The sequence below is a fragment of the Holtiella tumoricola genome (genome assembly GCF_027857615.1).
In the GTDB taxonomy this organism is placed as follows: Bacteria; Bacillota; Clostridia; order Lachnospirales; family Cellulosilyticaceae; genus Holtiella; species Holtiella tumoricola.
On the sequence record NZ_JAQIFT010000025.1, the window covers coordinates 59,322 to 68,008 of the forward strand.

At 33.8% G+C, this 8,687-nt stretch carries 8 protein-coding genes; 7 read left to right on the plus strand and 1 reads right to left on the minus strand.

Annotated elements, in window-relative coordinates:
* The first annotated feature begins 108 nt into the window (after window positions 1-108).
* From PBV87_RS06230 to PBV87_RS06240, 3 genes are all read left to right on the plus strand, one after another.
* Window positions 109-1,509, plus strand: a complete 1,401-nt coding sequence (locus PBV87_RS06230) for an MATE family efflux transporter (RefSeq protein WP_330373790.1) — start codon at window positions 109-111, stop codon at window positions 1,507-1,509.
* Window positions 1,510-1,687: 178 nt separating this feature from the next.
* Entirely contained in the window at window positions 1,688-3,061 is a 1,374-nt protein-coding gene (locus tag PBV87_RS06235) for an MATE family efflux transporter (RefSeq protein ID WP_271011537.1), read from the plus strand.
* A 45-nt stretch (window positions 3,062-3,106) separates the two neighbouring features.
* Window positions 3,107-3,481: an SdpI family protein gene (locus PBV87_RS06240; protein WP_330680352.1), complete on the plus strand. Its 375-nt coding sequence runs from the start codon at window positions 3,107-3,109 to the stop codon at window positions 3,479-3,481.
* Between the two features lie 54 nt (window positions 3,482-3,535).
* Here the strand turns inward: PBV87_RS06240 and PBV87_RS06245 are convergent, their stop codons facing one another.
* Window positions 3,536-4,075, minus strand: a complete 540-nt coding sequence (locus PBV87_RS06245; protein ID WP_271011538.1) for a DUF6143 family protein — start codon at window positions 4,073-4,075, stop codon at window positions 3,536-3,538.
* Window positions 4,076-4,223: 148 nt separating this feature from the next.
* On the opposite strand from PBV87_RS06245, the gene PBV87_RS06250 reads away from it, so the two are divergent.
* From PBV87_RS06250 to PBV87_RS06265, 4 genes are all read left to right on the plus strand, one after another.
* Window positions 4,224-6,083: an aryl-sulfate sulfotransferase gene (locus tag PBV87_RS06250; protein ID WP_271011539.1), complete on the plus strand. Its 1,860-nt coding sequence runs from the start codon at window positions 4,224-4,226 to the stop codon at window positions 6,081-6,083.
* A gap of 167 nt (window positions 6,084-6,250) precedes the next feature.
* A complete protein-coding gene (locus tag PBV87_RS06255; protein ID WP_271011540.1) occupies window positions 6,251-7,024 on the plus strand; it encodes a DUF3298 and DUF4163 domain-containing protein in 774 nt (257 codons plus the stop codon).
* A gap of 114 nt (window positions 7,025-7,138) precedes the next feature.
* Window positions 7,139-8,002, plus strand: coding sequence for an aldo/keto reductase (locus PBV87_RS06260; RefSeq protein ID WP_271011541.1), 864 nt, complete (start codon window positions 7,139-7,141; stop codon window positions 8,000-8,002).
* A 150-nt stretch (window positions 8,003-8,152) separates the two neighbouring features.
* Window positions 8,153-8,635 (plus strand): DNA-formamidopyrimidine glycosylase family protein, encoded by a 483-nt coding sequence (locus PBV87_RS06265; protein WP_271011542.1) that lies wholly within the window; start codon window positions 8,153-8,155, stop codon window positions 8,633-8,635.
* Window positions 8,636-8,687 lie beyond the last annotated feature (52 nt).

The window sequence follows — 8,687 nt, forward strand, 5'->3', positions numbered from 1 at the left end:
TTAGTTATAACCCGCACGTTGAAAATAAGTATTATTCTTTAGCAATCTTTCTATATTATAATTACTTTCAGCATAAGACAAACAGATTGGTAGAAAGGATAATAGTTTATGAAAATGGAAGAAACACAAAATGAATTAGGCACACAGAGTATTCTAAGCCTACTTATTAAATTCTCGATTCCAGCAATTATTGGAATGATTGTTAATATGCTATACAATGTTGTAGACCGTATTTATATAGGAAATATTCCCAATGTAGGAGGTCTTGCAATTACAGGGGTAGGCGTTACAATGCCCATTACTCAAATTATTACAGGATTTGGTATGCTTTTAGGAATTGGAACATGTGCTAACATTTCTCTTGCTTTTGGGAGAGGGGATAAAAAAGGTGCACAGAAAATATTAGGAAATGGTTTTAGTGGAATTGTTATAACAAGTATACTTATTGCTGTATTAGGAAATATATTTGCTGAACAAATATTGAAGCTTTTTGGTGCAAGTGAAAATACATTATCCTATGCGTTGGCTTATATTCGACCATTATTTTGGGGAACTATTTTTAATATCTTTACATTCTCTTTGAATAATTCAATACGCTCAGACGGTAATCCTAAAATGAGTATGTATACAATGCTTATAGGTGCAATAATTAATATTATATTAGACCCAATCTTTATCTTTGGCTTGGGATTAGGCATTCAAGGTGCTGCTTATGCAACTGTTATTTCACAATGTGTAGCAGGTTGTTGGGTACTATATTACTTTACAAAGAGTAAAAAATCTTCAATTAAACTTACCTCAGAAAGTGTAAAAATTGATACTAAGATTATGAAACAAATCTTAATTGTAGGTATGGCACCATTTTGTATGCAAATAACAAGTAGTATAGTAAGTGTTATTTCCAATAAGTCACTTATGACATACGGAGGAGATTTGGCAATTGGAGCAATGGCAATTATCTCTTCTTTGTCTAGTATTTTTGTGATGCCTCTTTTTGGAATTAACCAAGGAGCACAGCCTATAATAGGATATAACTATGGAGCAAAAAAATATGATCGTGTAAAACAAACTTATAAATATAGTTTAATGGCTGCATTAGTGATTTTGCTTGTAAGTGCTGCATTTATTCAAATATGTCCAGAAATGGCAGTGGAAATGTTTAATAATGATCCAAAACTTACAGAAATTACTGTATCAGGTATGAAGTTATTCTTATTTGCGATTCCTTTAATAGCAGTTCAAATAACAGCATCTAATTACTATCAAGCTGTTGGGAAATCTAAGAAAGCAATGCTTATTAGCCTTTCAAGACAAATCATATTCTTTGTTCCAGCACTTCTTATATTGCCTAATATATTTGGATTAAGAGGTGTATGGCTAGCAGGGCCAGTAGCGGATTGTCTATCTGTTATAATATCTACTGTAGCAATTTATTTAGAAATGCGTAATCTTGGAAAAGATAAGATTGATGAAGTAGAAGCGCAAGAAACTATGAAGCAAGTTGCTTAAGGTTAGTATCATAAGATTATTTAAATAGAATTAGGATGAATAGAAAGCCTTGTAGATACTTTATGATTAAGTACTACAAGACTTTTTTTATTTTGGCTAAAATAATACATTCTAAATTAGAGAGGAATGGATGTATAATAACAAAGATATTAAATTAAGTTAGGGAAGAAGGGACAACATGATTACTAGGCTATATGACCGTGCACAGATCAGTAAGGAGACAAGGCTATTTAGTAATAAGAATCTGAGAATATTACTGATTCCGCTTATTATTGAACAGCTACTTAACTCATTTATGGGAATGGCAGATACCATGATGGTAAGCAATGTAGGAAGTGCAGCTATCTCTGCTGTATCTTTAGTAGACTCTATTAATGTACTTATTATACAAGTTTTCTCGGCTATGGCAGTCGGGGCAACGATTATATGTTCTCAGTATTTAGGTCGAGGGGACGATAAAAAATGTAATGAAGCAGCTAGACAAGTATTTATATCTATACTGGCTATAGCTACACTTCTTATGATAGGTGCAATAGCTTTTAGAGCACCATTACTTCAAATGATCTTTGGAAAAGTAGAGCAAGACGTTATGTCTAATGCACTTACATATTTCTTCATCACAGCATTATCCTATCCATTTCTTGCGCTATTTAATGTAGGAGCAGCGTTCTATAGAGCAAGTGGAAACTCTAAATTCCCAATGAAAGTTTCTGTACTGGCTAATTGCTTAAATATAGTGGGAAATATCTTATTAATCTTTGTATTTAGAATGGGCGTAATGGGAGCTGCTATCTCTACATTATGTTCTCGTATCTTTTGCACAATTGTTATTTTTTATTTTTTACATAAACCCAAACAACCTATTGTACTTAATGGATACTTTAAAATACGTCCAAACTTTAAACTAATTGCAGCAGTATTAGCTGTAGGGATTCCGACAGGTATTGAAAATGGTATGTTCCAATTTGGAAAGTTAGCTATTCAATCTACGGTATCTGAGATGGGAACTATTTCGATAGCAGCTCAAGCTATGACGAATACATTAGAAGCACTAAATGGTATGGCGGCCATGGGAATAGGAATTGGGCTTATGACAGTGGTTGGGCAGTGTATAGGGGCAGGAAGAAAAGAGGAAGCTAAATACTATATTGTGAAGCTGACTGGGTATGCAGAAGTTGTCATTATTATATCTTGTCTTTTTGTACTCCTTATCACTAAGCCTGTTACAATGCTTGCAGGTATGGAAGTGGAAAGTGCAAGAATGTGCTTTAGTATGATGCTTGCTATAACTATTGTCAAACCACTAGTTTGGGGACTTTCTTTTATACCAGCGTATGGTATGCGTGCAGCAGGGGATGTAAAATTCTCGATGATTATTTCTACATTGACTATGTGGTTCTGTAGAGTAGCATTATGTATCTATTTATGCAGAGTTTGGGGATTTGGACCAATGGCTGTATGGATTGGTATGTTTGCAGATTGGACACTTCGTGCCATCATCTTTACAGGGAGATTTTTAAGTGGGAAATGGTGTGAAAAAAGTGTTGTGTAGCATACTAATAAACATAAGGTAAATGGATAAAAGGAGTGGACGCACTTGGAAACCTTTTTATTAATATGTAATCTTCTTATTCCACTGATGATGTTGGGATTTGGGATAATGTTTGAGAAGAATCCTCCTAAAAATATTAATGGAGTATATGGATACCGTACATCTATGTCCATGAAAAATCAAGATATATGGAATTTTGCTCACCAGTATTGTGGGAAAGTGTGGAGAACATGGGGCTTGATGATACTAATTGTGAGTATTTTCTTCACTATCATTTCTTATTTTCTTGGAGAAGCTGTACAGGGTATTATCTGTAGTGGACTGGTAGTGGTACAAACAATTATTCTAATTGTATCTATCATACCAGTAGAGAAAGCTTTAAAAAGAACTTTTGATAAGAATGGGAAAAAGTATAATTAGCAAGGGGCTGTTGCTTATGCAACCGCCCCCTTTTTCATATTTTAGTATTCACTTTTAGTATCTGCAAATGGGTTCTTCCCACCAACCAAATGCGACTTTTATATTAGTAGTATTTGTAGTAGTACTAGGATTTGAGAAGAAAAGTGCAAAGTTACCACCAGGTGGAATGATAAACTTACCATCTTCTTCATCAGCTAATGTTTGACCAGGTACTGAGAGTCTTGTATAAGCGATGGCACCACCAGTAGGTGTAGCATTGGTATTAGAGGCTTTGAAAATTTGAACTTCGGGTGTAGGTAAAGGGAAAAAAGCTGTATTTGTAGGAGTTACAAATGTCGAAGGAGTAAGGGGAACGGGAAGTGTAGCATTTAACCAAACTTGAATGTTAAGAGGTGTAGTAGAAGGTTCTGTGACTGTCCAAACATTTACAAAGAGATTTACGCCAGAGCCAATAGGATTAGAGAGGGAAGCCCAGGCATTGTTGCCATTATTTAAGGAAATATTATCGGCGTAACCTACAAAGTATTGACCTTGTAAAGCATGGAATAAGGAGTTTGGCATAGAAGCAGTTTCAGGGGGAAGACAATTAAACATATAGAAAATTCTCCTTTCTGCTATGAATTATATTATAGTATATGATTAATTAGACAAAAATGAAATTCGTAACATAGGTTAATTTTGTTTTGGTTTGAATTTGTTATAATTTAAACATACTTATGACACAGACTAGGAGGTCTACATTATGTCAGTTATTTATAAACAATTTAAACACATTATTACAGAGCAATTTGAAAATGAACAAGCATTTTTAAACGAGTACAATACAGGGGAATTCACATTTGAAAAACCATATGTAAAACTTAATCCTTACCTTATTGCACCGCTTACAGCAGTTGTAATGTTCAAAACAGAAGAAGAAGTAGCAGGACGTGTTGTTGTAAAAGGTAAAGAAGAAGCAGGAGATATGTCTTTTGAACTTCCTAAAGCTAAAGAACATGTTGTACAAGTATTAGGTCTTTATGCTGGATATAACAACCAAGTTGTTATTGAACTTGAAGGGGGTCGCACAACGACTCTTGAAATTCAAACAGAGGAAGCTCCAGAAAAAGTAAAGCAACCAACTAAAGTTGAAACAACACCAGAATATATGGGAAGTAATGTAGTATTTGTATCACCAACTTCACCAGCGATGACAGCTGCATATGACTATAAAGGTGATGTACGTTGGTACATGACATTAAACCTTGCATTTGATATTAAACGTGTAAAAAATGGGCGTTTACTTATCGGTACCAATCGTCTTGTAGCACCTCCATACCATACAACAGGTTTATATGAACTTGGTATGATTGGTAAAATTTATAAAGAATACCGTCTTCCAAGTGGATACCATCATGATCAATTTGAAATGGAAGATGGTAATCTTCTTATCTTAACACAAGACCTTCCAAGAGGTACTGTAGAAGATATGTGCGCGCTTGTTGACCGTAAAACAGGTGAAATCCTTAAAACTTGGGATTATCAAAAAGTATTACCACAAGATAAAGGTGGTTCAGGAAGCCAAGATGCTCATGACTGGTTCCATAACAATGCTGTATGGTACGATAAGAGAACAAATAGCTTATCATTATCAGGACGTCACCAAGATATCGTTATTAACTTAGACTATGAAACAGGGGAACTTAATTGGATTCTTGGGGATCCAGAAGGTTGGCCACAAGAAATGGTGGATAAATATTTCTTTACTCCAGTAGGTGATGGTGACTTCGATTGGCAATATGAACAACATGCATGTGTTGTTTTACCAGATGGTGATATTATGGTATTTGATAATGGTCACTATCGTTCTAAAGTTAAAGAAAAATATGTACCAGCAGACCAAAACTTCTCACGTGGTGTTAGATACCGTATCAACACAGAAGATATGACTATTGAGCAAGTATGGCAATTTGGTAAAGAACTTGGTAAAGAATTCTTCTCAACATATATTTCAAACGTAGAATATTATGGTGAAGGCCATTACATGGTACATTCAGGTGGTATTGGTACAAAAGATGGTGAAACATGTAACTTCCCACCAGTAGCAGTGAGTGTAGACGAAGTAGAATTCAATTCTATTACATTTGAAATTAAAGATGATGTAATTATGTTTGAAATGCGTATTCCAGCAAACTACTACCGTGCAGAAAAACTTCCATTATACTGTGAGGCAGATGCATTAACATTTGGCAAAGGTGAATTATTAGGAACACTTGGTGTAACAGAAGAAATGATGACAGAAGTACCAGCTGAAGAAGTACAAGATGTACCAGATACATATAATGTAAGAGTTGGTGAAGAAGAAGACCGTATTATCTTAAAAGCAACATTTGAAAAGGGTCAACTTGTAATGCTTATCTTAGAAGGTGAAGAAGCAACACACCGTTACTTCGTACCAACAACTAAGAGACCATTCCTTGCAATGTGTGTAGGAACATTCCAAGAATCTGACGAACGTGCAGTAGAGTTCCCAGTAAGCAAAGAAGGTTTAAAAGGTAGCTTGAAAGTTAAACTTCTTATTGATGATACTCAATATGATACAGGTATTACAATCGATTGCTAATTAATAGATAGAATATAAATGAAATGGAGTTTGTGCCTGTTACATGGCATAAACTCCATTTTATTTATGCTTCTAATGAGAAATGTATACAATGTTTAATACTATGCATTTAATAGTAGAAATTTGGTATAATAAGGATAGAGTTTATAGATATAAGGAGTGTTTTTATGAAGAAACGTTTAGTCTCTATTATTCTTATAATCATTTGTGTATTGAATGTAGTACCTTGTACTTCTTTATACGCTAAAGAGGAGCCAGTAGAACCTATCATTACAGTTAAATATGAAGATATAGATGAAATATTTAAAGATAAAGATGGCGTAATTATGTTATCAGTACAAGGTAATAGCCCTAGCGTGACTATACCTGAAAATAAAAAGGCAAGTTTAAAGATTAATACTTACTATAAGAAACTACTTAAAGTATTTAAACAAAGAGAGAAGGAATATATTAAGCTAGCAGAACAGGATTATCAACAAAGGACTAAAGAACAACAAGAGTATTGGCATGGATATGAATTAGGTGAAACATACTCAACAGGTAGAGCAGATGATAAAGTTATAAGCTTTATAGATAACTATTATGAATATACAGGTGGAGCACATCCTAATGGGACACGTTTTGCTCAAACCTTTAGTACAAAGACAGGTGAAAGATTAACTCTAAATGAAATTTTAACAGATGTACCAAAGGCTACAGAATTTATCAATAATTTTATTTTAAAAGAAACAAAGAAATATGAATATAAAGATTATTTCTTTGAAGGCTATGAAAAGGATATTAAAGATATTTTAACAGAAGATACATGGTATCTTTCAGATAAAGGTTTTGTTGTCATAGCAAATGAATATATTATTTCACCTCATGCAGTAGGCATATTAGAATTTACTATTCCTTATGAGCAATTCTCTTATTTGAAATTAGAGTATTTACCACAATAATGTAGAGCAATGACTAAGTCTATACAGTACGTAGACTTAGCCATTTTTATATAATTACACTAGTAGATGAGGAAGTCACTAGTTATAATAAAGAAAAAGGAAGGATTAAATGAAATGAAACATAGATTTAATAAGCTTTCAGATACATTTACATTAGTAAATGGTGTAGAAATTCCATGTGTTGGATTTGGAACATGGCAAACTCCAAATGGAGAAGTAGCAGTTGAGTCTGTTAAGGTAGCATTAAAAGAAGGATATATTCACATTGATACAGCAGCCTGCTATCAAAATGAAGGCAGTGTTGGAAAGGCAATTAAAGAATTAGGTATTCCTCGTGAGCAACTTTTTGTAACAAGTAAAGTTTGGAATACCGAAAGAGGCTATGAAAAGACATTAGCTGCTTTTGAAGAGACAATGAGCAAATTAGAGTTAGACTATTTAGATCTTTACCTTATTCATTGGCCAGCTATCGAAAAACAATTTCCAAACTGGAAAGAGCTAAATGCTGAAACTTGGAGAGCACTAGAAAAGTTATATCATGATGGACGTATCAAGGCTATTGGTGTAAGCAACTTCTTGCCACATCACTTAGAAGCGCTATTAGAAACAGCGACTGTGAAGCCGATGGTAAACCAAGTAGAATTCCATCCAGGTTTTACACGCTTTGATTTAATAGAATATTGTGAAGCACATAATATTCTTGTAGAGGCATGGAGTCCACTTGGAACAGGCAATGTACTTAATAATGAAGTACTTATAGATTTAGCTAAGAAGTATAGCAAAACAGTTGCACAAGTTTGTATTAGGTGGTGTTTACAACACCATGTATTGCCACTTCCTAAATCAGTTACAGAAAGTAGAATTATTGAAAATGCTAAAGTATTTGATTTTGAGTTAACAGTAGAAGATATAAAGGTTATTGATGAGATTCAATTCTGTGGTGGAGCAGGTATTAATCCAGATGAAGTAAACTTTTAAGAGATAGACAGTCCTAAATCATATGGGACTGTCTATTTGTTTTTAGAATCTGGCATACTATTATTTAGTAAGAGGGTGTATAGTAAAGGAAGAGAGAATGACAGATTGCAATAAACATTAAATAGACATAGGATAGAAAAGAGGGGTAAGATGGTTGAATTACTAGAAATTTATCAACTTGCTCAAAAAATGAATAACCTTTTAAAGGACAAAAGAATCAGTGATATTGATATCTTACAGCCTAGATGTACTAATCTTTCAGTACGAGAGTGGAATAGGAAGACTAGGGGCGTTTTAGTCAAAGAAGTCTATCATAAAGGCATATGGATTTGCATTGCGTTATCTAATGATAAGACAATTTTAATTTCATTAGGACTTGGAGGCGATTTAAGTTATTTTACAAGTTTAGATCAGATTAAGAAAAAGCATCACGTATGTTTAGTAGTAGATGATGAAGAGGGTTTTACCATCAAATTTTGGTGCTTTGGAAAATTCTTGCTTAGTTCAAATGCAGATTTAGAGAAAGAAATTAGCCTAAAAGATATAGGTGAACATTTATGGAATAGACGCGTAGGGCTTGGATATATTGAGATACCCAAAGATAAATGTAAAGTGAAGAAAGATGAGCTTTAAGGTAATATAAATAATAAAAGGAGTAGGGTTAACCCTACTCCTTTTATTATTT